The 25,693-nt window shown below is 69.6% G+C and carries 26 protein-coding genes; 15 read left to right on the top strand and 11 right to left on the bottom strand.

The features are described 5' to 3' along the window. Window positions 1-9: 9 nt before the first annotated feature. Window positions 10-918 carry a LysR family transcriptional regulator gene (locus R4823_RS00585; RefSeq protein WP_279818780.1) on the bottom strand — a complete coding sequence of 303 codons (909 nt, stop codon included), beginning with the start codon at window positions 916-918 and terminating at the stop codon, window positions 10-12. Window positions 919-1,015: 97 nt separating this feature from the next. On the opposite strand from R4823_RS00585, the gene R4823_RS00580 reads away from it, so the two are divergent. Then, window positions 1,016-2,230 carry an MFS transporter gene (locus tag R4823_RS00580; protein ID WP_338617042.1) on the top strand — a complete coding sequence of 405 codons (1,215 nt, stop codon included), beginning with the start codon at window positions 1,016-1,018 and terminating at the stop codon, window positions 2,228-2,230. Beyond that, window positions 2,227-2,973: an SDR family oxidoreductase gene (locus tag R4823_RS00575; RefSeq protein ID WP_338617041.1), complete on the top strand. Its 747-nt coding sequence runs from the start codon at window positions 2,227-2,229 to the stop codon at window positions 2,971-2,973. Before R4823_RS00580 ends, R4823_RS00575 begins: the two co-directional genes overlap by 4 nt. Here R4823_RS00575 and R4823_RS00570 read toward each other — a convergent pair. Then, window positions 2,931-3,920 (bottom strand): alpha/beta fold hydrolase, encoded by a 990-nt coding sequence (locus R4823_RS00570; RefSeq protein ID WP_132979681.1) that lies wholly within the window; start codon window positions 3,918-3,920, stop codon window positions 2,931-2,933. The two genes, R4823_RS00575 and R4823_RS00570, sit on opposite strands and share 43 nt — an antisense overlap. A gap of 77 nt (window positions 3,921-3,997) precedes the next feature. Next, the gene (locus tag R4823_RS00565) at window positions 3,998-5,266 is read right to left on the bottom strand and encodes an amidase (RefSeq protein ID WP_279818791.1); all 1,269 of its coding nucleotides are present in this window, start codon (window positions 5,264-5,266) and stop codon (window positions 3,998-4,000) included. 63 nt (window positions 5,267-5,329) lie between these two features. Here R4823_RS00565 and R4823_RS00560 point away from each other — a divergent pair, with 63 nt between their 5' ends. Further along, window positions 5,330-6,244 carry a LysR family transcriptional regulator gene (locus tag R4823_RS00560; RefSeq protein WP_176400732.1) on the top strand — a complete coding sequence of 305 codons (915 nt, stop codon included), beginning with the start codon at window positions 5,330-5,332 and terminating at the stop codon, window positions 6,242-6,244. Window positions 6,245-6,256: 12 nt separating this feature from the next. Here R4823_RS00560 and R4823_RS00555 read toward each other — a convergent pair whose 3' ends face one another. Together R4823_RS00555 and R4823_RS00550 are read right to left on the bottom strand one after the other, a co-directional pair. Next, complete coding sequence (locus tag R4823_RS00555; RefSeq protein ID WP_279818794.1) at window positions 6,257-7,240, bottom strand: tripartite tricarboxylate transporter substrate binding protein; 984 nt, start codon at window positions 7,238-7,240, stop codon at window positions 6,257-6,259. A 126-nt stretch (window positions 7,241-7,366) separates the two neighbouring features. Beyond that, window positions 7,367-8,290, bottom strand: coding sequence for a LysR family transcriptional regulator (locus R4823_RS00550; protein ID WP_279818797.1), 924 nt, complete (start codon window positions 8,288-8,290; stop codon window positions 7,367-7,369). Between the two features lie 131 nt (window positions 8,291-8,421). Between R4823_RS00550 and R4823_RS00545 the strand changes: the two genes are divergently transcribed. From R4823_RS00545 to R4823_RS00500, 10 genes are all read left to right on the top strand, one after another. Further along, window positions 8,422-9,027, top strand: coding sequence for an NAD(P)H-dependent oxidoreductase (locus tag R4823_RS00545; protein WP_087838943.1), 606 nt, complete (start codon window positions 8,422-8,424; stop codon window positions 9,025-9,027). 19 nt (window positions 9,028-9,046) lie between these two features. Beyond that, on the top strand, window positions 9,047-10,216 hold the full coding sequence (locus R4823_RS00540) for an ABC transporter substrate-binding protein (RefSeq protein ID WP_087838944.1): 1,170 nt from the start codon (window positions 9,047-9,049) through the stop codon (window positions 10,214-10,216). A gap of 18 nt (window positions 10,217-10,234) precedes the next feature. After that, a complete protein-coding gene (locus tag R4823_RS00535) occupies window positions 10,235-11,119 on the top strand; it encodes a branched-chain amino acid ABC transporter permease (protein WP_279818803.1) in 885 nt (294 codons plus the stop codon). Then, window positions 11,116-12,111: a branched-chain amino acid ABC transporter permease gene (locus tag R4823_RS00530; protein WP_279818806.1), complete on the top strand. Its 996-nt coding sequence runs from the start codon at window positions 11,116-11,118 to the stop codon at window positions 12,109-12,111. Before R4823_RS00535 ends, R4823_RS00530 begins: the two co-directional genes overlap by 4 nt. Then, window positions 12,108-12,890, top strand: coding sequence for an ABC transporter ATP-binding protein (locus R4823_RS00525; RefSeq protein ID WP_279818809.1), 783 nt, complete (start codon window positions 12,108-12,110; stop codon window positions 12,888-12,890). Before R4823_RS00530 ends, R4823_RS00525 begins: the two co-directional genes overlap by 4 nt. Further along, on the top strand, window positions 12,883-13,608 hold the full coding sequence (locus tag R4823_RS00520; RefSeq protein ID WP_087838948.1) for an ABC transporter ATP-binding protein: 726 nt from the start codon (window positions 12,883-12,885) through the stop codon (window positions 13,606-13,608). The genes R4823_RS00525 and R4823_RS00520 overlap by 8 nt, the downstream gene beginning before the upstream one ends. Window positions 13,609-13,645: 37 nt before the next feature. Beyond that, window positions 13,646-14,173 carry a VOC family protein gene (locus R4823_RS00515; RefSeq protein WP_279818812.1) on the top strand — a complete coding sequence of 176 codons (528 nt, stop codon included), beginning with the start codon at window positions 13,646-13,648 and terminating at the stop codon, window positions 14,171-14,173. A 22-nt stretch (window positions 14,174-14,195) separates the two neighbouring features. After that, window positions 14,196-15,374, top strand: a complete 1,179-nt coding sequence (locus R4823_RS00510; RefSeq protein ID WP_279818815.1) for an alpha/beta hydrolase — start codon at window positions 14,196-14,198, stop codon at window positions 15,372-15,374. A 163-nt stretch (window positions 15,375-15,537) separates the two neighbouring features. Continuing rightward, window positions 15,538-16,491, top strand: a complete 954-nt coding sequence (locus R4823_RS00505) for a porin (RefSeq protein WP_338617040.1) — start codon at window positions 15,538-15,540, stop codon at window positions 16,489-16,491. Between the two features lie 18 nt (window positions 16,492-16,509). Further along, window positions 16,510-16,665: a hypothetical protein gene (locus R4823_RS00500; protein WP_243724500.1), complete on the top strand. Its 156-nt coding sequence runs from the start codon at window positions 16,510-16,512 to the stop codon at window positions 16,663-16,665. Between the two features lie 85 nt (window positions 16,666-16,750). Here the strand turns inward: R4823_RS00500 and R4823_RS00495 are convergent, their stop codons facing one another. From R4823_RS00495 to R4823_RS00470, 6 genes are all read right to left on the bottom strand, one after another. Further along, window positions 16,751-17,794 carry a LacI family DNA-binding transcriptional regulator gene (locus R4823_RS00495; protein WP_087838951.1) on the bottom strand — a complete coding sequence of 348 codons (1,044 nt, stop codon included), beginning with the start codon at window positions 17,792-17,794 and terminating at the stop codon, window positions 16,751-16,753. A gap of 82 nt (window positions 17,795-17,876) precedes the next feature. After that, complete coding sequence (locus R4823_RS00490; RefSeq protein WP_087838952.1) at window positions 17,877-18,890, bottom strand: tripartite tricarboxylate transporter substrate binding protein; 1,014 nt, start codon at window positions 18,888-18,890, stop codon at window positions 17,877-17,879. A gap of 40 nt (window positions 18,891-18,930) precedes the next feature. Continuing rightward, entirely contained in the window at window positions 18,931-19,434 is a 504-nt protein-coding gene (locus tag R4823_RS00485; protein ID WP_176400733.1) for a 3-isopropylmalate dehydratase small subunit, read from the bottom strand. After that, window positions 19,431-20,690, bottom strand: a complete 1,260-nt coding sequence (locus R4823_RS00480) for a 3-isopropylmalate dehydratase large subunit (protein WP_087838953.1) — start codon at window positions 20,688-20,690, stop codon at window positions 19,431-19,433. Before R4823_RS00480 ends, R4823_RS00485 begins: the two co-directional genes overlap by 4 nt. Before the next feature lie 19 nt (window positions 20,691-20,709). Beyond that, window positions 20,710-21,630 carry a 2-dehydropantoate 2-reductase gene (locus R4823_RS00475; RefSeq protein WP_338617036.1) on the bottom strand — a complete coding sequence of 307 codons (921 nt, stop codon included), beginning with the start codon at window positions 21,628-21,630 and terminating at the stop codon, window positions 20,710-20,712. Window positions 21,631-21,641: 11 nt separating this feature from the next. After that, window positions 21,642-22,808 carry an enolase C-terminal domain-like protein gene (locus R4823_RS00470; protein WP_338617034.1) on the bottom strand — a complete coding sequence of 389 codons (1,167 nt, stop codon included), beginning with the start codon at window positions 22,806-22,808 and terminating at the stop codon, window positions 21,642-21,644. A gap of 194 nt (window positions 22,809-23,002) precedes the next feature. Here R4823_RS00470 and pcaB point away from each other — a divergent pair, with 194 nt between their 5' ends. Together pcaB and pcaD are read left to right on the top strand one after the other, a co-directional pair. Beyond that, window positions 23,003-24,364 (top strand): 3-carboxy-cis,cis-muconate cycloisomerase, encoded by a 1,362-nt coding sequence (gene pcaB / locus R4823_RS00465; RefSeq protein WP_165963133.1) that lies wholly within the window; start codon window positions 23,003-23,005, stop codon window positions 24,362-24,364. A 3-nt stretch (window positions 24,365-24,367) separates the two neighbouring features. Next, window positions 24,368-25,534: a 3-oxoadipate enol-lactonase gene (gene pcaD, locus R4823_RS00460; RefSeq protein ID WP_087838956.1), complete on the top strand. Its 1,167-nt coding sequence runs from the start codon at window positions 24,368-24,370 to the stop codon at window positions 25,532-25,534. The last annotated feature ends 159 nt before the right edge of the window (window positions 25,535-25,693 follow it).

The raw sequence follows: 25,693 nt of genomic DNA, 5'->3' as shown, positions 1-25,693 counted from the left end.
CGATGCCTGTCATTGTAGCCATCGGGCCTCCTTGCGGCCGCGCAATCCCAGGACCGCTTCGCTGACCAAGCCCAGGGCGCGGTTGAGCGGCTTGTCGCGCCGCATCACCCAGGCCAGCGTGCGTTCCAGGCCGGGCGCGAGGCGGATCACGTCCAGTCCGCCGCGTCGGCCGGGCGGCGCCACCGCAAGCCCGGGCAGGATGGACCATCCCAGGCCGGCGGCGACCATTTCCTTGATCGCCTCGACGCTGCCCAGTTCCATGACCGGCTTCACGCGGCAGCCCGCGCGCGCGAACCACTCATCGATCAGCCGCCGGGTGTTGGCGCCCGTCTCGAACAGCACCAGCGGCCGACGCGCCAGCGCCTGGGGCGAGATTCGCCGTACCGGCGCCTCGCCCTTCGGGGCGATGGCAACGAAGGCGTCCTGGACGACCGGCGTGATGTCCAGGCTGCGTCCGGTGGCGGGCAAGGTCACCAGCGCGGCATCCAGCGCATTGTCCTCCACCCGCCTCAGGATCTCGGGCGTGTTCCCGGTACTGACCACGATATCGATGGCCGGCATCCTGCGCTTGAGCTGGCGCAGCACTGGCGGAAGCAGATGGATGCACGCCGTGGCGCCGGTACCCACGCGCACCAGCCCGCCCGGCGTGCTGGCATGGCGCTGCATGGCCGCCTCGGCATCGTCCAGCGCCAGCTTGATGCGCGCCGCATGCTCCAGCAGCAGTGCGCCGGCCTGCGTCGGCGCCACCCGGCGTCCCACCCGCTCGACCAGTCGCAATTGCAGGCGTCGTTCCAGTTCGCGGATCTGGTGGCTGACGGCGGGTTGGGTCATGCCCGCCCGTTCGGCGGCGGCGGTGAAGCTGCCCAGTTCCATCGCGCTGCTGAAAGTCAGCAGATAGGCGGGATTCAGCGATTTCATAAAAGTCGTTTATGCATTGCATAAAGGGATGTCGATTCATTTATGTAACGCCTGACGCTAGAGTTCGGCAACGACCTGCCTCATTTCCTCCGCCACGATGTCCGATCCCGCCGCCAGGCCCCTTCGCCCGTCCGCCACCGGCGGCATCACGGCCACCCTGGTCGTGTGCCTGGGATGCGCACAGATCGTTTCCTGGGGAACCATGCATTACCTGGTGTCCGTGTTCGGGCCGGCGATACAGGCGGAACTGGGCTGGAGCGCCGGTTTCGTCCACGGCGGCTTCTCGTGCGCGCTGGCCGTCATGGGCCTGTCCTCGGTCTGGGTAGGCCGCAGGATCGACAGACATGGCGGCCGCGCCCCGATGATGGCCGGCTGCGCGCTAGGCGCCGCCGGCTGCGTCACGCTGGCCGCCGCCCACCATGGCGCCGTCTACTACATGGGCTGGGTGCTGCTGGGGCTCGGCATGCGGCTCGCCCTGTACGACGCCGCCTTTGCCGCGCTCGCCCACCTGGGCGGCCCGGCGTCGCGCCAGGCCATGTCCCAGGTCACGCTGTTCGGCGGACTGTCTTCCACCATCTTCTGGCCATTGGGCCAGTGGCTGGGACAGGAATGGGGCTGGCGCAGCGCGCTGGCCGTCTACGCCTTGCTGCTGCTGGCCTCGTCGCTGTTGTACCTGGCCCTGCCGCGCGGCCACGGGCCGGATACCGCCGGCACCGCACCGGGCCGGGACGCACCGGATCGGCCGGCGGTCCGCGCGGACGTGCTGTTGTACGGCTGCATCGCCACCCTGGCCCTGTTCATCCAGACCGGCATGTCGGCGCACCTGCCCGGCATCCTGCGCGGGCTGGGCTGGACGCCCGGCATGGCGGTCTCGCTGTCCGCGCTGTTCGGCATCGGCCAGGTCGCGGGCCGGGTGGGCATCGCCGCGATGGGACGCCGCGCCCGGACGCTGACGGTCAACCTGCTGCCATGCCTGTTGTTGTGCCTGTGCTTCGCCGCCGCCCTGGCGGCGGGCGCGACGCTGCCGGGCGCACTGGCCTTCACGCTGCTGTATGGCGCCGGCAACGGCATGGCCACCATCATGCGCGGCGCCATTCCGCTCGCCCTGTTCGACGCGCGCAATTATGGACGTATCGTGGGGGGCGTGCTGCGCCCCGCGTTCATGCTGAGCGCCGCCGCGCCGGTATGCTTCGCCCTCGTCATCGGGCATGTCGGCCACGCCGGGCTGCTGGCCGCGGCGCTGTCCATGGCCGCGGCGCAGCTCGCGGCAGCCCTCCTCCTTCGTCACCGCCACCAGGATTCCCCATCATGACTCATCCCGGCACCCTCATCGTCACCGGCGGCAGCCGAGGCATCGGCGCGGCCGTCGTGCGGCTCGCCGCGGCCTCGGGCTACGACGTCTGCTTGACCTACCGCGAACAGGCCGACGCGGCCCGCGCTCTGGTCCAGGACATCCGGGCCATGGGGCGGCAGGCGTGCTGCGTCCAGGCCGATGTCGGGGACGAGGCGGCGCCCGGACTGGCCTTCGACGCGGCGGCCGCGCTGCCCCATCCGGTGACCGCTCTCGTGAACAACGCCGGCACGACCGGCCCCATCGGAGCGTTTTCCGCCGTCGAGACGTCGGTGTTGCGGCGCGTACTCGACGTCAACGTCCTTGGCACCATGCTGTTCAGCCGACAGGCCGTGCGGTACTGGGCGGGCAGGAGCATGGGCGGAAGCATCGTCAACATTTCCTCCGTCGCGGCCACGCTGGGCGCGCCTCACGAATACGTCCACTATGCCGCGTCGAAGGCGGCGGTGGAGGGCTTCACGGCCGGGCTCGCGCGCGAGACGGCAGGCCTGGGCATACGGGTCAACGCCGTGTCCCCGGGTACCACGCTGACGGACATCCATGCGGCCGCGGGCGAACCGGACCGGCCTTCGCGCATCGCCGCCCGGGTGCCCATGGGAAGGGTGGCGCGGCCGGAGGAAATCGCCGAGGCGGTCGTCTGGCTGCTGTCTGAAAAGGCCGGCTACGTCTCCGGCGAGATCCTCAAGGTGGCCGGCGGCCTGTAGACACCGACGGGCACAGGCCGTGCTGCGTGATCGCCGCCGGCGCGCAGCCACTCCAGGGCCAGCGGCCACAACAGGTCCTGGTAGTCGCTGTGGAAGAACGCGAAATGCCCGATCGCCTTGCTGCCCACGTCCTCGGGCGCGATGCGCAGGTGCGTGCGTTCGCTGCGCGTGAAATAATCCAGGGTGCGCTCGATGGCCGCCACCGTGCCGAAGGGATCGTCGGTCAGGCTGATCGCCAGGATGCCGGCCCGCGCGGAGGCGGCAGGCAGCGCGGCGCCGCCGAAGGCCCGGCGGGCGCTGGGCCGGTCTTCGTAGCGTGGCGTAGGCGTGCTCCAGTCCAGCGCGACACCTGTGGGCGTATCTTCCAGCCAGCCCAGCCTGCGGCCGGGGAAATAGCCACATGCCCGGGCCAGCAGCGGCATGGCCAGATGCCACTTGGCCACCATGCGCCAGCGTACCGAGGCATCATAGTCCCGCCAGTACGCGAACTGGGCGCCCACGGTAACCATCCTGCCGATCCGCGAACAGGACGCGGCCAGCGCGGGGGCCCAGCCGCCGAAGCTGTGCCCCACGAGATGGATATCGCGGCCCGGCCACATGGCCGCGGCATAGCCCAGCACGGCCTCGCAGTCCTTCGCGCCCCAGTCGGTCCAGCTTGCCTGGAAACCGCGCAGGCGGTCCGGACGCGACTCGCCTATGCCGCGGTAGTCATAGGCGACGACGTCCATGCCGTTGTCATGCAGGTACTGGGCGAAGCGGAAGTAATAGCGGCACTTGACCGAGGTGGCCGCGTTGATGATCACCACCGGCCTCGTCACCGCGCCCACGTCGATCCCGCGCCAGACAAAGCCGCCCAACGGATAGCCGTCGGCGGCATGAATGACGACGGGCAGCGCGGCGGCGGGCCGGTCGAAGCCGGCGGGCGGGGGCTTGGGCAGGGCGCTCATGGTGGCTTTGAATCGAACAACGCCCTACGATACCCCGCTCGCCCGGACCGCACCAGCCCGCAAGGCGTGCGGTCCGCTCAATCCGCGGCGGCGCATCCTTCGGCGAACGCCGCCGCGGCCAGCAGCTCGAGATCGCGGCCAGGCGCGCCTATCAGTTGCGCCCCCAGCGGCAGACCCGCCGGCCCACGCCCCATCGGTAGGGACAAGGCGGGCAGGTGAAGGAAGGTCCACAGCCCGCCGTAGCGCGGCGAGCCGGTCTCCGTGCCGACCTCGGCTTCGCCGTCGGCCGCCGGATACAGCAGGACGTCGGCGTCGTCGAACAGGCTGGCGGCCTCCTGCTGCGCGGCGCGCATCGACTCCCGCAGTCCGGCATACCCGGCCATGGACAGGTCCGCCTCGGCCTCGACCCGCTGTTGCAGGCGCGGGCTGAGCCGATCGTGGTGCCACCGGCGTTCGTGCGCCAGCGAATGCCGCAACTCGAACGCCGACAACCGTGCCTGGAGCGCGACGGCGGCTTCCAGTCCCGGCGGCAGATGCACGGTCCGCAGCCGGGCGCCCCCACGCTCGAGCCGACGGGCGAAAGCCAGCAGCGCCTCGACGGTTTCGGGCCGGGCGGCCGCCCACAGGCTCGATGCGCATATTGCGACCCGGGGCAGCCCGGGCTCGCGCGCAGGCGCGGGGCCGAATACGGCATGTCGCGCATCGGCCACCGTCCTCGCCAACACGCCTATCGTGTCCAGGCTGGGGCTCGCGTGCTTGAGGCCGGACGTGTTGATCAAGCCGTAGGACGGCTTGTAGCCGACGACGCCGCAGTAGGCCGCGGGGCGGATGATCGACGCGCTGGTCTGGGTCCCGAATGCCAGCGGCACCATGCCGTCTGCCACGGCGGCGGCCGAACCGCTGGACGAGCCGCCCGGGGTGCGCGACGGATCCAGCGGATGGCGCGTGGCGCACGGTGTCAGCGTGGCGAACTCGCAGGTCTCGGTCTTGCCGAGCAGGATGCCGCCCGCCTGGCGGGCCGCCGCGATGCAGGCGGCATCGGCCGCCGGACGATGGCCGGCATAGATGGGCGAACCGTAGGCGGTTGGTAGATCGGCGGAATCCAGGATATCTTTGGCGGCGAACGGCAAGCCGCGCAGGGGCCCGGCCGCGGCGCCACGATCGGCCTGCCGGGCGTGGGCGATCGCCCGCTCCCGGTCGATGTGCGCGAACGCGCGCACCGTGGCCTCCCGCTCGTCGATGCGGTCCAGGCAGGCCCGCACCAGGGCCTCGCTGGTGAGACTGCCTTCCTCGATTGCCCGCAGGGCGGACAGCGCGCTAAGAAAATTGGGGGCTGGGGTCTTCATGCCGGGTCAACCATGTCAATAGAACGAACGGCCTTCGGGGCCGCTCCATACATCGGGAAAAAAGTGCCACTGCTTTCCATGCGCCTGCTCCACACGTTCTCGGTCGTCGCGGAAGAGCTGCATTTCGGCCGGGCCGCCGAGCGGCTCCACATGACCCAGCCGCCGCTCAGCCAGCAGATCCGCCAGTTGGAGCAGCTGATCGGAGCCGAGCTTTTCCATCGCACGACGCGCTCGGTCAGCCTGACGCCCGCCGGCCGCATCCTGCATGACCGCGCGAAAAAGATCCTGCAGGACGCCGAAGCGGCGGCGGACGCGGCCCGGCGCGCCGCCAGCGGATCGGCCGGCAGCGTCGCCGTCGGCTTCACCGCCAGCTCCATCTACCGCACGCTGCCGCGCCTGGTCTCGGCCTTCCGCCGCCAGTACCCCGAGGTCGAATTGCGGCTGGAGGAAATGCGGCCCGAGCCCATGCTCGATGCGCTGCACGCCGACAAGCTGGACGTCGCGCTGCTGCGGCCGCCGGAAAAGTCCCTCGCCGACCCGCGCCTGGCGCACAGCGTCATCGCGCGGGAGCGGCTGGTGCTGGCACTGCCCGCCGATCATGCCCTGGCGCATCTCGAACAAGTGCCGGTCAGCAACCTGGACGGGCTGCACCTGATTGGATTTTCTCCCGATCAGGCACCGTACTCGTATGAACTGTGCCAACGGCTCTTCCATGCGGCGCAAGTCGTGCCGCACGTGGTCCAGGCGAGCATCCTGCCGACCATGCTGGCGCTGGTCGAGGCGGGCATGGGCGCGGCGCTGGTGCCGGCCTCGGCCCAGGCTACCTGGAGCGGCGCCTTGCACTACCGGCCACTGGCGGACACGCAGGAAAACATCACCACGCTGTACGCGGTCCGCAGGCAGGACATGCGCAACCCGGCGGCCGAGAAATTCGTCGACCTGGCCGCAATGCAGGGCGGCGTGCCGCGCGAACCGTAGCACGCGTCCGGCCTATTGGGCCGTGATCTTGGCGGCGCGGATCACCTTCTCCCACTTGGTGTTCTCGTTGGCGATGAATTTGCCGAACGCCTCCGGCGAATCGCCCACCACGCGCGCGCCCATGTCCTCGAGCTTGCGCCGGATATCGGGTTGCCCCAGCACCTGGCGCACGGCACCGTTCAACTTTTCGACCACCGGCTGCGGCGTGCCTGCCGGCGCGACCAGCCCGTACCAGTTGGTGAACTCATAGCCCGGCACGCCGGCTTCGGCCACGGTGGGCACGTCCGGCAGCAGCGGCGAGCGTTCGCTGCCCAGTATCGCCAGCGCGCGCAGCCGTCCGTCCCGCACGTAGGGCAGCGCCTGGAGCAGGCTGTCGAACGACGCCGACACCTGCCCGCCTATCAGGTCCGACAGGCTCTGCCCGCTACCCTTGTAGGGCACGTGCGTCAGCTTGGTACCAGCCAGGCTGTCGAACAACTCGCCGGCCAGGTGCGGTCCGCCGCCTATGCCCGACGACGAATAGGTCAGATGGCCGGGGCGCGCCTTGGCCAGGTCGATGAATTCGCGCAGAGTCTTGGCCGGCACCGACGGATGCACCAACAGCGCGAACTGCACTTCCACCACCTTGCTGACCGGCTTCAGGTCGCGCTGGACGTCGACGCGCATCGAATACAGGTACGGATTGACCGCCAGGTTGCCCATCGTCGCCATCAGGGTGGTGTAGCCATCGGGCGCGGCCTTCGCCACGTTCTCGGTGCCGATCACGCCGCCTGCGCCGGCCCGGTTCTCGACCACGACCGATTGGCCCAGCAATTCGGCCATGCGGGGAGCCACCAGCCGGGCGACGATGTCCGTTCCGCCCGCCGGGGCGAATGCGACGACCATGCGGACCGGCTTGTCGGGATAGGTCTGCGCGCTGGCCGGACCGGCCGCGGCGGCCGCGGCCATGGCCCACGCGGCGTGGCGGAAGGGGGAAGAAGAAAGGGTCTTGCGCATGGCGTGCTGTCCTGGACGGAATGATGAGACCGGGAAACAGCCGTTCCCGGAGCGACGCCGCACTCTAGCCCTGGCCGGCGGCACCGTCCAATTCGAAAACACGCATCGATTGAGTCGCCCCGGCACTCAATCGGCGCGGCGCGCCACGGTCAGCCCGGAGGTCTTGTCGTAGACGATCTGCCGCAGCCAGCGGTACGCCGGTTCGGCATGCAGGCGCTCGTGCCAGTACTGGTGTATCTGGAAATTGGCCAGTTCCAGCGGCGGCGTGAAGATCCTCACGTCCAGCAGCCGCGAGAACAGCGTGCCCAGGTCCTCGGGCACGGTCGCGATCAGGTCGGCCTGCGCCACGAGGAAGGGCAGGGCCGAGAAGCGCGGCACGTGCAGGATGACGTCGCGCGTCAGGCCCCGCTCGGCCAGGGCCTGTTCCATGGCGTAGTACTGCGAGCCGCTGTTCACGTACATGGCATGGCGGCAACGCAGGAATTGCTCCAGCGACAGCGAGTCCCGGATCTCGGGATGATGGCCGGCGACCATGCAGACGTAGCGCGTGGTGCGCAGGTTCTGCTGGCGCGCCCAGTTGGGCATGCCCAGGAAGTAGCCGATGGCCAGGTCGATGTTGCCGCTGTCCAGGGCGTCGACCACCTCGTCGGGACGCAGGTCCACGATGGTCAGGCGCGCGTGGGGCGCGTGCTTGCGCAGATGCGCGAGCACCTGGGGCATCGCGACGATCATGCCGACGTCGTTGATGTAGACGCGGAAATTGATGGTGGTGCTGGCGGGCGTGAATTCCGACGAAAGGTCCACCCCCTTGAGCACTTCCAGCACCTGCGCGATCTTGGGCGCGATGCCGTCCGAGAACGGCGTGGGCCGCCTGCCGCGCGAGGTGCGCACGAACAGCGGATTGTCGAAATGGGCGCGCAGGCGCTTGAGCGCGGCGCTGACCGCCGGCTGGGTGAGATTGAGTTCGTCGGCCGCGGCCGACAGGCGCTGGTGCCGGTAGATAGCGTCGAAGCACAGCAGCAGATTCAGGTCGAAGCGCAGCAGGTCCATGCCAGAGTGATATCAACGCCGTTGATATTGAAGATAAACCATTTTGCTAGGAATTGATATCGCTCGGTCATAGACTGGCTTCGCCATCACGAAAAACAGGCGCCCACGAAGGCGCCACGGGAGACAGACGCTTGGACGCTCATACGACGCCTGGCGCGCATCAGGCCGGCCGCCTCCAGATACTGGGGATATGCGGCAGCCTGCGGCGCCGTTCCTACAACCGCATGGCGCTGCTCGCCGCGCACGACCTGATGCCGGTCGAGTTGTCGCTGGAACTGGCCGAACTCGACGGCATTCCCATCTACAACGGCGACATGGAGGCCGAAGGCATTCCCGGGCCGGTGCGGCAACTGGCCGATCGCCTGCGCGCCGCGGACGGACTGCTCATCGCCAGTCCCGAATACAACTTCTCGGTCAGCGGCGCGCTCAAGAACGCCATCGACTGGCTCTCGCGGCTGGATCCCCAGCCCTTCCGCCACAAGCCGGTGGCCCTGCTGTCCGCCACCCAGGGGCCGGTGGGAGGGGCGCGCAACCAGTACGACCTGCGCAAGATCCTCGGCTGCCTGGAGGCGCAGGTGCTGCTGCGGCCCGAGGTATTCATCGGTTCCTGCCACACCAAGTTCGACGCCAAGGGCCGGCTGGCCGACGAAGCCACGCGCAAGGTGCTGGGCGACCAGATGACGGCCTTCGCCCATTGGGTCCGGCGCCTGCGCGCGCTGGACCAGGCGCGCGCCTAGAACAACAGGAGGAGACACCATGAAAATCGCATCCCCCCGGTCCGGCCGCATGGCCGGATTCGCCCTGTGCGCGGCCCTGGCCGCCGCCGCCCTGGCCATGGCCCCCGCCATGGCCCAGCCCATCAAGATAGGCATCATCACCGACAAGGTCGGTCCCGCCAAGCCCTATGCCGAACCGGTAACGGCCGGCGCCGTCTTCGCCGCCAAGGAGCTCAACGCCAAGGGCGGCATACTGGGCCGCCAGGTCGAGCTGCTGATCGAGGACGACCAGGCCCGACCCGACATCTCGGCCACGGCCGCGCGCAAGCTGGTGGAGGCCGGCGCCACCTTCATCCTGTCGCTGTCGCTGACACCGTCGACCCAGCAGGTGCAGACCGTCACGCTGGAAACCAAGACGCCGCAGCTCACGCCGTCCAACAGCGGCGACACCCTGACCACGCAGATCGACAATCCCTATTTCTGGCAGACCGGCCCCCTGGGCTCGACCCAGATCGCCACCCTGCTGGCCTACGCCGCCAACCGCAACTTCAAGCGCGTGGCGCTGGTGGGGGAAAACTCCGACCTGGGCCAGCTGACCAACCGCTCGTTCAAGGCCGGACTGGAGAAATCCGGCGCGCAGATCGTGGCCGAGGAAGTGGTCCCGCGCGGCTCGACCACCGCCGACCCGCAGATGCAGAAGGTGCGCGCGGCCAAGCCGGACGCCATCTTCCTGACCGGCGTCACCACGCCCGAGAACGTGCTCATCCTGCGTTCATACCGCCAGCTCGGCCTGAAGATGCCGGTGCTGGGCAATTTCAACCTGTCGGTACCGCAGACCGCGGTGGTGGCCAAGGGACTGCTGGACGGCGTGGTGTTCGTCGACGCCTTCGACCCGGCCAAGCCGGAAGCGCGCCGCTTCATCGAGGCCTACAAGAAAGAGAACGGCGTCGAACCCTACAACCTGAATGGCTACGGCTACGACGGGCTGATGCTGGTGGCCGACGCCATCAAGCGCGCCGGCGGCACCGACAAGGAAAAGGTGCGCGCGGCCATGCAGGCCACGCAGGGCTACGTGGGCGTGCTCGGCGCGGTGGGGTCTTCCTATGGGTTCTCCGGGGGCAAGCGCACGGGCTTCGACCGCAACGGCATGGTGGTGCGGGTGTACGAGGGCGACAAGCAGGGCAAGGTCGTCTTCTCGGGCGCGCAGTGACGCGGGTGCAGGGGCCTCATGACCGATCTACTCGAACTTCTCGTCAGCGCCACCGCCAGCGGCTGTATCTACGGACTGGTGGCGCTGGCCTACCTGCTGATCACGCGCCCGACCGGCATCATCAACTTCGGCGTGGGTGAATGGGCCATGGTGGCGGCCTTCGGCGCCTATGTGGCGCTGTCCCGCGTGGAGCTGCCCTATGCCGTGTCGATTGCGCTGGTGGCCGCGCTGATGGTGGCCGTGGGCTGGCTGACCGAACGGCTGGCCGTGCGGCCGCTGGTGGTCAGGGGCGCGCCGCCGCTGGCGCCCGTGCTCGCGCTGCTGGGCATGCTGGTGGTGTTCCGCGAACTGGTATCGCTGGGCTTCGGCCCCGATCCGCAACCCGTGCCGCCGGCCTTCGGCTTCGGCCGGCTGGAACTCGGGTTGCTTGCCGGCTCGTACCAGAGCTTCTTCATCATCGCGGTGGCCCTGGCGGTGTTCGCGGGCGCCTGGTACTTCTTCGAACGTACCCTGACCGGCCGGTCGTTCGAGGCGGTCGCGCTGGACCGCCGCGCCGCCGCGCTGATGGGCATCAACCTGTCTCGCGTGACGGCCCTGTCCTTCTCGGCCGGGGCGGTGGTGGCCGGACTGGCCGGCATGCTGGTGGCGCCCAACGTCTCGGCCCACTACCTGATGGGCATGCCGCTGGCCATACAGGGCTTCACCGCGCTGGTCATAGGCGGGGCGACACGGGTCGAGGGCGCCCTGCTGGGCGGCCTGATCCTGGCCTTCGCCGAGCAGTTCACGGTGCGCTACGCGCCGGTGCCGCCGGGCCTTGCCATGGGCGTGCCGCTGGTACTGCTGATCGCCTTCCTGCTGGTGCGCCCGGCGGGCCTGCTGCGTCCCCGGGAGGCCCGCGCATGAAGTCCTTTCTTTCCTACGCCGTGGCGGCCGTGGTGCTGTCGGCCATCGCCTTCGCGCTGGGGGCCTACCAGACCGACATCTACCGCAAGATGCTGCTGTGGATCGCGCTGGCCATCAGCTACAACTTCCTGTTCGGCATCTCGGGCCAGATCGCCTTCTCCCATTTCAGCTTCTATGGCATCGGCGCCTACACCATCGTCATCCTCGTCACGCAGGCGGGCCTGCCCCTGCCGCTGGCGGTGCTGGCCACGGTGGCGGTCTGCGTGGCGCTGGCGCTGGTGGTGGCCATACCCGCCACCCGCCTCGAAGGCTTCTACCTGGCCCTGGCCACGCTAGCCTTCGCCCAGCTCTTCATCGTCGTGCTGAACGAGGGCGGCGCGATCACCGGCGGCACCGGCGGGCTCGCCAGCTACCGGCTGCCGGACATCTTCGGCGTGCATGTCACGGGCCCCTGGTACACGGTGGTGATCGTGGTGCTGATGCTGGCGACCATGGCCATCATCGGCCGGCTGGACCGTTCATGGTTCGGCCGCGCCTGCCGCGCGGTGCGCGACAACCCCGAAGCCGCCGCGGCCATGGGCGTGGACGTGCGGCGCACCAAGGTCATCGCCTATGCCGTCACCAGCGCGCTGGCGGGCGTGGCCGGCATGGTCTACGCCTTCGTCGACAACACCGTGAACCCGCACATCTTCGGTCTGGAGAACGCCTTCCTGCTGCTGTTCATGGTGATCGTCGGCGGCAGCGGCCGCATGGCGGGCGCCATCCTGGGCGCGGTGCTGCTCTACCTGATGCCGCTGGTGCTCTCGCCCATCATCGGGCACCACCATGCCCTGGTGTTCGGCGTGTTCATGGTACTGGCGGTGCTGTTCCAGCCGCGTGGCCTGATCGGGCTGTGGGACCGGCTGCAAGCCCGTCGCCACCCGTCTCCCTCGGCCCTGCCTCGCGTGCCGGCGGTCGAGCCCAAGGCGGTGAAACGGGAGGGCCTGGCATGAATTCCCCCCTGTTGCAGGCACGCGGCCTGTGCAAGCGTTTCGGCGGCCTGCACGCCGTTTCGGACCTGGACCTGGACGTGCGCGCGGGTGAAGTGGTGGGCGTGATCGGCCCCAACGGCGCCGGCAAGACCACCACCTTCAACATGATCGCCGGCGCTTTCGCGCCCACCAGCGGGACGCTGGCCTTCGACGGCCGGTCCCTGGCGGGCGTGCCCACGCACGGCTTCGCGCCACGCGGCATCGTGCGCACCTTCCAGCACAACAAGTCTTTCGACAGCCTGTCGGTGCGCGAGAACGTCATGGTCGGCATGCACACGCGCATGCCGGCGTCGCTGTGGCGCGTGCTGGCCGGAACCCCCGACTCCTATCGCGCCGAGCGCGAGGCACGGCGGCGGGCGGACGAACTGGTGGACTTCGTCGGCCTGGGCGAGTTCGCGCAGGCCGAGGTCTCGACGCTGTCGTTCGGCCAGGGGCGCCTGCTGGAAATCGCCCGCGGACTGGCGGCCGGCCCGCGCCTGATGCTGTTCGACGAACCGGCCGCCGGATTGGCACCGGGCGAATGCGCGCGACTGGAGGAGATCATCCTGGGCATCGCCCGCCAGGGCATCGCGGTCCTGCTGATCGAGCACGACATGCGCTTCCTGATGGCCCTGGCCGACCGGGTGGCGGTCCTGAACTTCGGCCGCAAGATCGCCGACGGCACGCCCGACGCGGTGCGCGCCGACCCGGCGGTGATCGAGGCCTACCTCGGCAACGTGGAGAACCTGGCCCATGCTTGAACTACGCAATGTCAGCGGCGGCTATGGCCACGCACCCGTGGTGCGCAATGTCGACCTGCGGGTCGAACGGGGCGAGACCGTCGCGCTGCTGGGGCCCAACGGCGCGGGCAAGACCACGCTCCTGGCGGCGCTGTCGGGCATCCTCGTGCAGCGCTCGGGCACGGTGAAGCTGGCCGGCGCCGACATAGGCGGACTGCCCAGCCACCGCATCGTCGAATGCGGGCTGGTCCAGGTTCCCGAGGGCCGGCATGTGTTCGCGCCGCTGTCGGTGGAAGACAACCTGCGCCTGGGCTCGGTCACGCTGGTCCGGCGCGACCGTTCGCGTGCCGAGGAACGCTTCGATTTCGTCTACCGGCTGTTTCCCCGGCTGGCCGAGCGGCGCCGGCAGCTTGCCGGCACCCTGTCGGGCGGCGAGCAGCAGATGGTGGCGATCGGCCGGGCGCTGATGTCCGCGCCGCGCGTGCTGCTGCTGGACGAACCCTTCCTGGGCCTGGCGCCGCGCGTGGTGGACGAGATCCTGGCGGTGCTGGACCGGCTGCGGGCCGATGGCCTGACCATGCTGCTGGTCGAGCAGAAGCTGGACATCGCGCTGCCCTTCACGCGCCGCGCCTATGTCCTGATGAAGGGCGGTATCGCGCTCGCCGCCGACAGCGCCGAGCTGGCCCGCCGCGACGACCTCGCCCAACTCTATTTCGATCTGGCGCGGCAGGCGGCATGAGCCCGACGCGACCCCACGTTTCATCCGGAGCAACACCATGACATCTTTCGTACCCATCCGCGGCCTGCACCACTTCGCCTACCGATGCCGCGACGCCGAGGAAACCCGCCGTTTCTACGAGGACATCCTGGGCCTGCCGCTCACGCACCTGGTCCGAGCCGAGACCATCCCCAGCACCGGCGAACACTGCCCCTACGTCCATCTGTTCTTCGAGATGACCGACGGCAGCAACGTCGCCTTCTTCGACTTGGGCGACAACCAGGCGGCCGACCCCTCGCCCAACACGCCGCGCTGGGCCAACCACCTGGCGCTGCGCGTGGACTCGGTACAGGCGGTGGAAGAAGCGCGTGCCCGCCTGCTGGCCGCCGGCGTGGAAGTCCTGGGTCCCGTCGATCACGAGGGCTTCGTGCAATCCATCTACTTCTTCGATCCCAACGGCGTGCGGCTGGAGCTGACCACCACCGTGGCCAGCGACGAGGAAATGGCCGGCTACCGGGCCACGGCGCGCGCCCAGTGCGATGCCTGGACCCGCGAGAAGGCCGCTCGCCTGGCCGCCGCGCGCTGACCACAGGGAGATCTCGCACAGCATGAGCAAGGACAGCCCCCTCCACGACACCCAGGCCGAATGGGTGCACGTCGAATTCCCCGAACAGGCCGCCTTCAAGTCGGTATACGGTTTCGCAGGCTCGCTCGGCACCATCCACCTCGAAGGCGTCCGCTACGTCCCCAAGGGCGTGAAATCGCGGACCCTGCTGGTCTTCATGCATCCGGCCACCACGCTGCAGCTGCTGCCCATGCCGCGCGCCCTGGCCGCCCGCGGCCTGCACGTGCTGTGCGCCGGCAGCCGGTATGCGCGCAACGACAGCGCCCTCATCATGGAGAACGTGGCGGTGGACCTGGGCGCCTACATCCGCCATGCCCGCGAAACATGGGGCTACGAGAAGATCGTGCTGATGGGCTGGTCGGGCGGCGGCTCGCTGTCGCTGTTCTACCAGTCGCAGGCCGAACGGCCCACCATCACCCACACGCCGGCGGGCGATCCCTGCGCCATCACCACCGCCGGATTGATACCGGCCGACGCGATGATCTTCCAGGCGGCGCACGTCTCGCGCGCCGTCACCTTCGCCGACTGGATCGACCCCAGCGTCGTCGACGAGAACGATCCCGATCGCCGGGACCCGGAGCTCGACCTCTACCACCCCGATCGCAAGCCGCCCTATTCGGCCGAATTCCTCGCGCGCTTCCGCGCCGCGCAGCTGGCCCGCATCCGCCGCCGCACGGCATGGGTGAAGGAAACGCTGGAGACCTTGAAGAAGCGCGGCGGCAAGGAAATGGAGCGCGGTTTCGTCACCCACAGGACGATGGCCGAACCCCGATTCCTGGATGGCGCCATCGACCCCAACGACCGCCCCATCGGCACCTGCTTCATGGGCGTGCCCGAGACCGCCAACAACGGCCCCATCGGGCTGGCGCGATTTTCCACGCTGCGCTCGTGGCTGTCGCAATGGTCGCCGGACGACACCAACGCGCACGGCGAGAAATGCGCCGCCGGCATCCACGTGCCGCTGCTGGCGATCGAGCATTCGGCCGACGACGCCGTGCCGCAGCCTCACACCCGCCGCATCTTCGACGCGGCGGCAAGCGCCGACAAGAGCATGGCCGTGATCCGGGGTGCCAACCACTATTTCGTCGGCCAACCCGAACATCTGCAACAGGCGGGGGACCTATGCATGGACTGGCTTAGGCAGCGCGGACTGCTTGACTGACCGGCGCGCCCTCCGCCGGTCGCAGGCCCGGGGCACGGGCCTGTCCTGACCGTCCGGCGCGCCACCACACCTGACGACGGGTTTCGCATCCGGACGCCCCCGCGCGCCTGGAGGACCCTGCTTTGCCCATCGCCAGGCCATCACCAACAAGAGGGGAGACACCATGAAGACACGCATCGCGGCCTCCGCCGCGGCAGGCTGCGGACTGCTGGCAGCGGCCCTGGCCGGCACCGCCCAGGCCCAGACCAGCGTCACGCTGTACGGCATCATTTCCGAGGGCCTGTCCTACACCAATAACATCGGCGGCAAGAGCCTGACCGAACTCAAGGCCAACGTCATGCAGGTCTCGCGCTGGGGGCTGCGCGGCACCGAGGACCTGGGCGGCGGCACGCGCGCGCTGTTCAACCTGGAAAGCGGCTTCTCGCCCGACACCGGCACCTGGACCCAGGGCCGCCTGTTCGGCCGCACCGCGATCGTCGGCCTGGCCAACGACACCTGGGGCCAGGTCACCATCGGCCGGCAGATGGACGCCATGTCGCAGACCCTGGTGGGCTACGAATCGGCCATCCAGTTCGCGTCGATCGGCACCCACATCGGCGACAACGACAACCTGTTCCCGGTGGCCCGCATCAGCAACTCCGTGCAGTACATGAACAAATTCGGCGGCCTGCAGTTCATCGGCGTCTACGGCGCCGCCGAGAAGCCGGGCGACTCCACCGACAACCGCAGCATCAGCGCCGGGCTGGGCTACACCCAGGGCCCCTGGTCGGTGGGCGTGGCCTATCACGACATGCGCCGGCCCAACAGCGCCACCAACCCCAACGGCGCGATCTACGGCGACTGGGGCATCACCTCGCCCTTCGTCACCAGCCCCGGCGGCGCGGGCGTGAACCGCCAGTCCATGTACGGCGCGGGCGGATCCTACTCCATCACGCCGGCGCTGAAGGTCTCGGCCCTGTACACCCACAGCAAGTTCGACTACTTCGACAACAGCGACCTGAAGCTGTCCAACTACGAGGGCACGATCACCTACTTTATCAATCCCAGCACCCTGGTGGGCGCCGGCTATATCTTCACCGACGGCAAGTACAGCAGCAACGGCAACAAACCCAAGTGACACCAGCTGAACCTGGGCGTGGACTACTTCCTGTCCAAGCGCACCGACGTCTTCCTGGTGGGCATCTACCAGAAGGCCGCCGGCGACGCCCGCTACGCGCAGATCTTCAGCAACCTGCCGTCGGACTCGAAGACGCAGATGTCCGTCATCGCCGGGATACGGCACAAGTTCTGAAGCTGTCCCCGCGCCGGTGTGGCACGCCGGCGCGGGCCGGTCTCGGCCGGGCGGATAGTGGCCAGGGCCGTGCCCTTCGGCGCGCTCAGCGGCGAGGAATGGCGGAACCTCTCGCGATCAGTTCGGGCCGGATGCGGATCTTGCGCAGCGCGGGCGCGGGACCGCCTGGCTTTGCCTGCGCGCCGATGCGCGTGAAGACCAGCTCGGCCGTGGACGCCGCCAACGCATCGATGGGCAGCCGGATGGCCGCCAGCGGCGGGGTCGTCAGTTCGTACCACTTGGGATCGCCATAGCCCACGACCGAGATGTCCGACGGAATGGACAGGCCATGCTCGCGGATGACCGCCAGCGCGACGATGGTCAGCTCGGAACTGCCAATGACCACCGCGGTGGGCCGCTCTCGCGCGGCCAACAGCCGGCGCATGGCCTCGGCACCGTACTCCTGGCGCGGTGGCACCTGCACGACCAGATCGGGGTCCGCTTCCAGCCCCGCCTCGGCATGCGCCTTCACGAAGCCGCGCAGGCGGTCGCGCCCCGGCTTGATGCGCGCGTATCCGCCCACGTAGCCGATGCGCCGGTGGCCCAGCGCCAGCAGGTGGGCCGCCGCGTCATGCGCCGCCGCGGCATCGTCCATCGCCACCACGTCGGTGGCCAGCGCCGCGACGCTGCGTATCAGTTGCACCGCGGGCGTGCCGGCCAGCAGTTCGACCGTGCGGGGCAGGGGCGCCGGCGAAGGCGTGATGACGATCCCGGCGGCGCGGGCCTGGATCAGCGCCTGGACTTCGCCGCACTCGGCGTCGGGATCGTCCTCGGTGATCGCCAGCACCATCTGGAAGCCCGCGTCCCGGCAGCGCTCCGCCAGGCGCTTGGCGATCGCGCTGTAGAAATCGTTCTGGATGTCGGGGATGACCAGCCCCACCAGCGGACTGGCGCCGCCGCGCAGGATGCGCCCCGAGGCGTTCAGCACGTAGCCCAGTTCCCGCGCCACCTGCCGCACCCGCGCCTTGGTGTCGTCGCTGAGCTTGGGATGATCGTTCAGCGCGCGCGAGACGGTGGTGTGCGAAATGCCCAGCGCGGCGGCGATGTCCTTGATGGTGACGGGACCGTGGGCGGGCTTGGAACTGGCCATGGGCTTCCTGTGGGCATCCGGTGCCCAGAGTGTACCCGTCCGCCTGTCCGTGCGCGGGCAGGCGGCCACCCCAGGCGCGCGGCTATTGCACGCTGATGCCGGCGTCCTTGACGATGCGCGCCCACTTGGCGAGATCCTCCTTGATCACGCCGGCGAAGGCCTGCGGCGTGTCGCCGATGGGTTCGCCGCCCAGTTCCCGGAAACGGCGCCGCACGTCGTCGGCCTGCAGAATGCGCGCCAGTTCGGCATGCAGCTTATCGATGACGGGCGCGGGCGTGCGGGCGGGCGCCAGGATGCCGTACCACGACGAGACATCGAAGCCGGGCACGCCGCCCTCGGCCACGGTGGGAATGTCGGGCGCCCCGGCCGCGCGCTTGCCCGAGGTCATCGCGATGGCCCTGAGCTTGCCGCTCTTGATGAAGGGGTCCGCGGTGGCCAGCGCCGTCACCAGCAGCGGCACCTGTCCGCCCACCACGTCCGTGACCGCCTGCCCGCCGCCCTTGTAGGCCACGTGCGACATGCGTATGCCCGTGCGCGACTTCAGCAGTTCGCCCGCCAGGTGGCCGGTGCTGCCCAATCCCGCGGACGAGAAATCCAGGTCGGCGTCGGCGCGCTTGCCCAGGGCCACGAGCTCGGGCAGCGTGGAGGCCTTCAGCTGCGGATTGGCGACGATGATCAGCGGTACCAGCACCACCCGCGACACTGGCGCGAGGTCGCGCTCGACGTTGAACGGCAGCTTCTCGTACAGGCTGGGATTGATCACCATGGTGCCATCGGCGGCGAACAGCAGCGTGTAGCCGTCCGGCTCGGCCTTGGCGACGATGTCCGTGCCGATGTTGCCGTTGGCGCCGGGCCGGTTCTCGACCACGACCTGCTGGCCGAAGGCGGTGGAGAGTTTCTGGCCCACCAGCCGCGCGAACACGTCGCTGGTGCCGCCCACCGCGAACGGCACGATCAGGCGGATGGGCTTGTCGGGATAGCGGGCGGCGGGCTGGGCGGACGCCGGTCCGGGATTTGCCAGCAGCAGGGCGGAAAGCAGGCTGGCGGCAAGCGCGAGGCGCCGCCCGCGGCCGCATCGTCGGGTATCGGGGTCCATATGCAGGTCTCCTCTGGCGTCTGTGCGCCTTGATGGTGAGTCAGTCCGGACCGGTCTCGGCCAGTCGCCGCCTGACGTATTCCACCAGCCCGCCCTGCCGGATCATGTCGGCCAGGAAGGGCGGATGGACGGGAAACGGGTAGGCGCGCGCCCCCAGCCAGACCTGTCCGCCGTCCAGGTCCACCCGGATCGCGTCGCCTTCGCGGGCATCGCGGACCGCGTCCGGGCAGGCCACCAGCGGCAGCCCGTTGTTGAGCGCGTTGCGAAAAAAGATGCGGGCGAAGCTCTCGGCCACGATGCACGAGATGCCTGCCGCCTGCAGCGCCAGCACCGCATGCTCGCGCGAGGAACCACAGCCGAAGTTGCGGCCCGCGACCAGCACGTCGCCGGGCCGGACCCGTGCGGCGAATCCGGGGTCCAGCGGTTCCATGCAATGGCGGGCCAGCACTTCCGGACGATGCGAGGTCAGGTAGATGGCGGGAATGATCACGTCGGTGTCGATGTCGTCGCCGAAACGGCGCACCGTTGCGCTGGCTTGCGTCACAACGCCTCCGGATGGATGAGTTCGCCCGCCACGGCGCTGGCCGCCGCGACGTGGGCGTTGGCCAGGTAGACCTGGGAACCCGGATCCCCCATGCGGCCGCGGTAGTTGCGGTTGGTGGTCGCCACGCAGACCTGGCCTTCGGCCAGCACGCCCGTGCTCAGCCCGGCGCAGGCGCCGCAGGTCGAGGGCGACACCAGCGCGCCGGCCTCGGCGAAGATATCGATCAACCCCTCGGCCAATGCCTGCCGATAGATGTCCCGCGTGGCCGGCACGACCACGCAGCGCACGCCGCGCGCCACCTTGCGTCCGCGCAGGATGGCCGCGGCCTGGCGCAGGTCGGTCAGGGTACCGTTGGCGCAGTTGCCGATGTAGGCCTGGTCCACCCGCACGCCGCGCACCTCGGCCACGGGCGCCACGTTGCCTGGCGAGTAGGGCTTGGCGCACAGGACCGGCAGCGTCTCCAGCGCCACCTGCAGGCGGCCGGCATAGTCGGCGTCCGCGTCCCCGTGCTCGATCATGCCTGCGCCGCCGGTTGCGCGCCGTGCCCATGCCCGCGTCGTGTCGTCGGGCGGCACGATGCAGGTCTTGGCGCCGGCTTCCACCGCCATGTTGCACAAGGCCATGCGCTCGTCCATGGTCACTCCGCCCATGCCGGGGCCGCCGAACTCCATGCTTTGGTAAGCCGCCCCGTCCACGCCCAGGCGCTGGAGCAGGTGCAGGATCAGGTCCTTGCCGGTCACATAGGGCTGCCGCTCGCCGCGGAACTCGATGCGCAACGTGGCCGGAACGGTGAACCACAGCTCGCCCATCGCCAGCGCCGCCGCGATGTCGGTGGAACCCATGCCTATGCCGATCGCCCCGAAGGCGCCATAGGTGCAGGTATGGGAATCGCCGCCGACGATCAGGTCGCCGGGCCGCACCAGCCCCAGCTCGGGAAGCAGGGTGTGCTCGATCCCGCCCGTGCCGATGTCGTAGTGGTGCCGCACGCCGTGCTCGTCGGCGAAACGCTGGAGCGACCGCAGCGCGCGCGCCGAGGCCACGTCCTTGGGCGGCGCGAAATGATCGCCCACCAGCACCGCCAGGTCCGGTTCGCGCAGCCGCGCCACGCCCATCTGCGCCAGCCGCTCGAAGGCGATCGGCCCGCTGACGTCGTTCAACAGCGCGCGGTCGATCCGGGCCGTGACGATCTCGCCGGGGCGCACCCGGTCGCGCCCGGCGTGGCGGGCGAAGATCTTCTCGGTGGCGGTCATGCCCATGGGCGGCTCCCGGATGCCATCAGCGCGCCGCCCGGCGCTCGCGCTGGCGGACCAGCGCCGTCAACGTCGCGTTGACCGGGGCCTGCATGCCCGCCAGCGCCGCTTCCCGGGGCACGGCGCCGTTGATGACATCGATCTCGCTGGGCCTGCCATTCTCGAGATCCTGCAGCAGCGACGGCTTGGCATTGGGGATCTTGGCACCGAACGCGCGCACATGGGCCACCGGATCCTGCACCGCCAACGCAACGCCGCGCGCCCGCGCGACTTCCCAGGCCTCGACCGCCGCGGCCCGGCTGACCGGCCCCATGTCGGCATCGTCCATGACCTCGCCCACCGTCATGCCGGTCAGCGCGCACGGCGCGCTATAGGCCACGTTGCAGATCAGCTTCTCCCACTGCATGGCGGCGATGTTGTCCACGGCCTCGGCCTTGAAGCCGGCCGCCCGCCACAGGGCCGCGATGGCGTCCACCTGCTCGCGCGCCAGCGTCGAGTAGGCGCCCATGCGGATGATCTCCATCCCGTTGTGGAAAGTGTGGCCGGGACCGCGCATCTGCGCGCCGAAGCCGCCGGCGATACCGACCGCCACCCGCTCCGCGCCCACCGCCCGCGCCACCATGTCCGCGCTGCCCATGCCGTTCTGGATGGTCAGTACGCGGGTGTCCGGCCCCACGGCCGGAACCAGCCGGCCTGCCGCCTCGGCCACGTGCGCGGCCTTGACCGCCACCACGACCAGGTCCATGGCTTCGTCCGGCACCTGTTCCAGCGCGCGTACCTTCACCACCCGGTCGCCGCTCGCGCCTTCCACCCGCAAGCCACGGTCGCGCATGGCTGCAACGTGCTCGCGCCAGGTGTCCACCGCCACCACTTCGTTGCCGCCCGCCGCCAGCAGGCCGGCATAGATGGAGCCCATGGCCCCGCAGCCCATCACCAGGATCTTCATGCGCGTCTCCTTCACGCCAGCAGTTGTCCGATCGCCTCGCGCAGCTCCGGCTTGCGCTCCAGCCCGAAGCCGGGCGCGCTCGACGGCGCGATGCGGCCGTCGCCCGCCACGCAATCGTCGCAGTAGCCGCCGAAGGGCTGGAACACGCCGGGATAGGCCTCGCAGCCGCCCAGTTGCAGTCCCACGGCGATATGCAGGTTGATCAGGTGGCCGCCATGGGGATAGAGCTGCGCCCGCCGGTAGCCATGCGCGTCCATCTCGGCCAGGATGCGGCCATATTCCGTCAGGCCGTAGCTCAACCCCGCGTCCATCTGGAAGATGTCACGGTCCGCCCGCATGCCGCCGAAGCGCAGCAGGTTGCGCACGTCGGCGGCCGAGAACAGGTTCTCGCCCGTGGCCACCGCACCCGGATAGCCTTCGATGAAACGAAGGTTGGCATCGAAATCCAGCGGATCGCAGGCTTCCTCGAACCAGCGCAGCCCGTACTGCGCCATGGCCTTCCCATAGGCCGCCGCCTCGTCCACCGAGAAGCGGCCGTTGGCATCGACCGCCAGCCTGGACCCGTCGCCGGCCACCTCCAGCGCCGCCTCGACCCGCGCGACGTCGGTGGCCAGGTCCGCGCCGCCTATCTTCATCTTGAAGGCCGAGAAGCCCATGTCACGGTAGCGCAGCAATTCGTCGCGCAGGATGGCGCACGGATCGCCGGGATAGTAGTAGCCCCCCGCGGCATAGACGTCCACATCGTCGCGCAGGCGCGAGACCCCATGGGCGCGGCTTATGGTCTGGAACGCCGGTTCGTCGTCCAGCTTGGCGTTCAGGTCCCAGAACGCCAGCTCCAGCGCGCCCACCGCGGCGGCCCGGTCGCCGTGGCCGCCGGGTTTTTCGTTGCGCATCGCGCAGGCGTGCACCTTGGCGGGATCGAAGCGGCGGCCCGATGCGTCCAGCAGGGATTCCGGGCGGGCGGCCAGCAGGCGCGGGAAGAAGCGCTCGCGCAGCAGTCCGCCCTGGGCGTAGCGGCCGATGGAGTCGAAGGCGATGCCGGTGACCGGCTTGCCGTTGCGCACCACGTCGGTGACGACCGCCACCAGCGAGACGGTGTGCTCCGAGAAATTGACCAGGGCGTTGGAGATGTTGCCGCGCAGCGGGACCGTGAGTTCCCGCAGCTCCTTGATGATCATGGTGCCTGTTTCCTGTGGATGGCCCTTGTCGCCCGGCGACGCCGGCCGCTTCTTTTTCATACCGGCGGCCAGCATAAATGCACACGTGTGCATTCGTCAAGGGAGCGCATGGCCGGGGGAAAACCCGTGGCCCGCCATGCTATCGTCATGCCCAGTCCGGCCGCCGCCGCGGCCCCTCCGATACGGCCTTCCCCATGGACGCTCTCAACGCCTTCTTCTCGACCCCGGCCATCCGGGCCATCTGGACCGACCAGGCGGTGATCGCCGCCATGATCCGCTTCGAATCCGAACTGGCCGCCGCGCAGCGCGACTGCGGCGTCATCCCGGCCGACGCAGCCGCGGCCATCATCGATACCTGCTCGTCCTTTTCGCTCGACGCCGGCAAGCTGGCGGCCGATGCCCGCGTGGCTGGCACCCTGGCCATCCCGCTGGTCAAGATGCTCAAGGCCGCGGTAGGCGGGCGCAACGAAGGCGCCGCCGCGTACGTGCACTACGGCTCGACCAGCCAGGACCTGGCCGACACCGCGATGGTCACGCTGGCCCGGCAGTCGCTGGACCTGCTGCGGACCGAGCTGGTCCGGCTGGGCGATGCGCTGGCCGGGCAGGTCGAGGCCCATCGGCGCACGCCGCTGCTGGGCCGCACGCTGATCCAGCCCGCCGCGCCCGTCACCTTCGGCTGGAAGGTCGCAGGCTGGCTCGACGCCGCGGGGCGCAGCAGCGTGGCCCTGAAACGCGCGGGCGACGAAGCCTGCACGCTGCAGTTCGGCGGCGCCAACGGCACGCTGGCCACCCACTACGGCGAAGGCCAGCGCGTCGCGCGGGCGCTGGCCGACCGGCTGGGCCTGCGCGTGCCCGCCATCTCGTGGCAGGGCGGACGCGACCGGCTGGCGCGGCTGGGCAGCGAGCTGGCCATCCTGTGCGGCGCACTGGGCAAGATCGGCCGCGACATCTCCCTGCTCATGCAGGCCGAAGTGGCCGAGGCCTTCGAACCCACCGGCGAAGGACGCGGCGGCTCGTCGGCCATGCCGCACAAGCGCAACCCCGTCTCCAGCATGTACCTGATGGATGCCGCGTATCGCGCCCCGGCGCTCGCGTCCATCCTGGCCGGAGAGCTCGCTTCCGAGCACGAACGCGGCCTGGGCACCTGGCCCAATTCGCTGCCGGTGCTGGCCGACCTGTTCAGCCTTGCCGCCAGCAGCATCGCCGCGGCGGTCGACATCGCCGAGGGCGTGCGCGTCGATGCGCAGGCCATGCAGGCCAACATCGACCGCCTGTACGGCGTCGTCTATTCGGAAGGCATTTCGCTGCGGTTGTCGGCTCTGCTGGGCCCGGCGCAGGCGCAGCGCATCATCGGCCAGGTGTGCGAACAGGCCATTTCGCAGCGCACGCCGGTGGCCGAACTGCTCAAGCAGATTCCCGAAGTCACCGCCGTGCTCGGCGCGCAGGACATCGATACCCTGGCCGGCCCGCAGCCGCAGATCGCCGCGTGCCAGCCCATGTGCAGCGCCGTGCTGTACCAATGGCAGGAACAGAAGACCCTTATCCAGGAGGACTAGAACATGCCCCACGTTGTCAGCGGCGACGCCCGCATCTACTGGCGCAGCGACGGCGACGAAAACCTGCCGCCGCTGGTGCTGGGCAATTCCATCGGCACCGACTTCGCGGTCTGGGACGACGTGCTGCCGCGCCTGATGCGCCATTTCCGCGTGATCCGCTTCGATGCGCGCGGCCATGGCGCCTCGGACGCGCCGGCCGGCGACTACACGCTGGAGCAGCTGGGCAACGACCTGGACGCCGTCGCCACGGCTGCCGGCGCCGAAAGCTTCGACTACGCCGGCGTCTCGCTGGGCGGCATGGTGGGCATGTGGTACGGCATCAACAAGCCGGGGCGCCTGCGCCGCCTGGTGTTGTGCAACACCTCGTGCCAGATGGACCCCAAGGCCTGGCAGACCCGCATCGACACCGTGCGCGCCAACGGCATGCAAAGCATCGTCGACATGGCCATGGGCCGCTTCTTCACGCCGGAATACGTCGAACGCAACGGCATCCCCTACCAGCGCGTGCGCACTACCTTCCTGCAGACGTCGGCGACCGGCTACACCGGCTGCTGCGCGGCCATCCGCGACATGCAGGTGGCCGACGATCTGCACCGCATCACCGTCCCCACGCTGGTCGTCACCGGCGAGCGCGATGTCTCGACGCCGCCGGCCGCGGGCGAATTCATCGCCGGCCGGATCCCGGGCGCCACGGCCCGCATGCTGCCCGCCGCCCATATCGCGGCCAGCGAGGTGCCGCTGCAGTTCTGCGACACGCTGATCGAGTTCCTGACCGATCCGCCGGTCGAGACCGAGCAGGACCGCTACGATTACGGCATGGCGCGCCGTCGCCAGGTGCTCAGCCCGGCCTACGTCGATGCCCGCAACGCCGCGATCACGCCCTTCAACCGCCGCTTCCAGGCCTTCATCACGCGCTACGCCTGGGGCGAGGTCTGGACTTCCAGCCGCTTCGAGGACACCACCCGGCGCATCGCCGTGCTGTCCATGATGCTGGCGCTGGGCCGCTGGGAAGAGTTCGAGATGCACGTGGCCGCCGCACTGCGCGCCGGCATCGAGCCCGCCGTCATCGAGGAAACCCTGGTGCAGGCCGCCATCTATGCCGGCGTACCCGCGGCCAACACCGGCTTCCACCTGGCCGGCAAGGTGATCGAGAAGCACAAGCAGGGCTAGCGCCTGCTCCCGTCCGGGGCTCCGGGGGGGGGGGGCGAAATTCCCCACGCCCCCCGCCTGGACCACGTATCGGCGCGGGACGCAGGAAAATGCCAAAAAAAACCCGGATGGCCAGGCCATCCGGGCTGTAAATGGGGGTGCGCCCGTACCGCGGCAACG

The organism is Pigmentiphaga sp. CHJ604 (assembly GCF_036972535.1).
Taxonomy (GTDB): Bacteria; Pseudomonadota; Gammaproteobacteria; order Burkholderiales; family Burkholderiaceae_B; genus Pigmentiphaga; species Pigmentiphaga daeguensis.
Note: the sequence above shows the minus strand (reverse complement) of the source record. Positions and strands in the feature narration are given on the sequence as shown.